2 protein-coding genes and 1 pseudogene are annotated in these 1850 nt (G+C 37.1%); 1 reads left to right on the forward strand and 2 read right to left on the reverse strand.

From position 1 onward, the window contains the following. Positions 1-535: pseudogene (locus F6K13_RS31305) on the reverse strand (hypothetical protein); the annotation flags it as partial. After that, on the reverse strand, positions 525-1304 hold the full coding sequence (locus tag F6K13_RS31310) for a hypothetical protein (RefSeq protein WP_287289604.1): 780 nt from the start codon (positions 1302-1304) through the stop codon (positions 525-527). The pseudogene F6K13_RS31305 and the gene F6K13_RS31310, both read right to left, overlap by 11 nt. A 130-nt stretch (positions 1305-1434) precedes the next feature. Between F6K13_RS31310 and F6K13_RS31315 the strand changes: the two genes are divergently transcribed. Beyond that, positions 1435-1710: a hypothetical protein gene (locus F6K13_RS31315; protein WP_287289605.1), complete on the forward strand. Its 276-nt coding sequence runs from the start codon at positions 1435-1437 to the stop codon at positions 1708-1710. Positions 1711-1850 lie beyond the last annotated feature (140 nt).

Here is a 1850-nt window from a genome sequence, read left to right on the forward strand (position 1 = left end):
ATTTTTCTATAACCGCTTTCCTGTCGAATAATGTTTTATTGCCTTGAATAACTGATAGTACCTTTATCCTCTTCACGTCATCAACAAGCTGTAATAAATCAGCATCGTTGCTAACAATAGTTACGGTAAAAGATTCTTTAATTGCCAACTCTGACAAAGTGGCAATAATATCGTCTGCTTCATAATCTGGCAACTCAAAACAAGGAATATTAGATTCTTTTACTAAAGCCTTTGTGTTCCTAAGATCGATGTTAAAATCTTTCTGATTATCCAATGTTTTTCTGTTGGCTTTATAGTCTGGATATATTCTTTTTCTAATTAAACTTTTATTGTCGGGAGGGTCAAATGCGATCGCGAGATTTGATGCGCCAAGCTCATTGACCAACGATCTAGCTGACACTAAAAAACTATTACTAATAGTTATTGGCACACCATAACGATTTACTACTAAGCCATACTTAGAAGTTCGCCTGGCGTGAAACAATCTATAAGCCAGGTTAGAACCATCTATAATAACTAAATGTTTAGACGACAAACCACTCGTCCCCATGATTGAAAATTTGTACTACTTTATTGGTAACTGGAATGTTGCCAGTACCACCGTTCAATGTTGCACCACTAGCAGGAGACAGGGTTAAAGTTACCGCACCACCTGCGATCGCGTCAAAAATCATAACTCTAAATTCAATATCAATTAACCCTGTTGGAAGTGTTAACAGGCTGTTGGCAACTAATTTTTTAGATCGATTATGATAAAGGTGATCTATAGTCGCATCGCCGTTGATATCCGAAGCAAGTAAATAATTATTATTTAGTTTTAAAGCGATCCATTTTCCATTTTGGTCTATAGCTTTATACGAATAGCCCGTAGCAGTATCAATTACTAGCTGGTTTGGTATATCTGCATTAAATGTGGGTTCGCCCGTTATTTCAGTGGGTTGCTTTTGTTCCCATGCTGTCAAATCTTCACTACTCTTTAAAATTAAAATTCTGGTAGGACCAGTAAGCGTTGCAACCCATTCCATATCTTTTAACGGCGGTGGATTTGATGGTAATGCTGCTGCTACATGAATCCTATCAGTAACCTGTATCCATCTTCCATTGCTATCAGAAGGTATTGCGATCGCTGGCTCTAATTCATCTAAAGAACTACTCACATCATATCGATAAAGAACATCTTGCTGATTAGACGAACTAACAGTATTAACTATTCTAATCGTTTTATCTTTTCTGGAGACGGAATCAATATTCTTTAGATCGGCAAGTGTCGGAACGGCTAAAGCTTGAGCTAAAAATTCAACCATGTTATTTAAGTCTTACAGTAAAACAATTATACCTCAAAGCCTCTCGTGATAAAGTTCTGGGGGTTTTGTTTTAATAACCCCCAGAACCCACAGAACATGATAATCTGTTATTAGATTCAAAATTTCAATTATGCCTTACACAAAAAAACAGATTATGGATGCTTTAGGAGCATCAGAATATCATATAAGGATGGATATGCGCCATCTGGGGATTAAGCCTGTCTCGAAAGAAAGTGGCGGTAATACGAAATTTTACAGCGATCGCGATTTTGAGAGGATTTCACGGTTAAGAAAACACTGTAAAAAAGGATTACAACGCCAAGAGTATAAGGAAGACTTGGGTAAGGAAGATATTGGTTCGGTAGAGATTATTGAAGCATCAAAAGTTGAAGTTTTACTAGATTGACCTATTTCTTCAAAACAAGAAATGGCTTTGTCAGTAGAGAGAGAGCTAGAGTATAACCCATTAGCTACATACAGGATATTACAAGAAATTGCGGATAATCAGTGGCTACCACCCACAGCCGATCTCGCTGACATATTAGG

The sequence above is a fragment of the Okeania sp. SIO2B9 genome (assembly GCF_010672505.1).
GTDB classification, from domain to species: domain Bacteria; phylum Cyanobacteriota; class Cyanobacteriia; order Cyanobacteriales; family Microcoleaceae; genus Okeania; species Okeania hirsuta.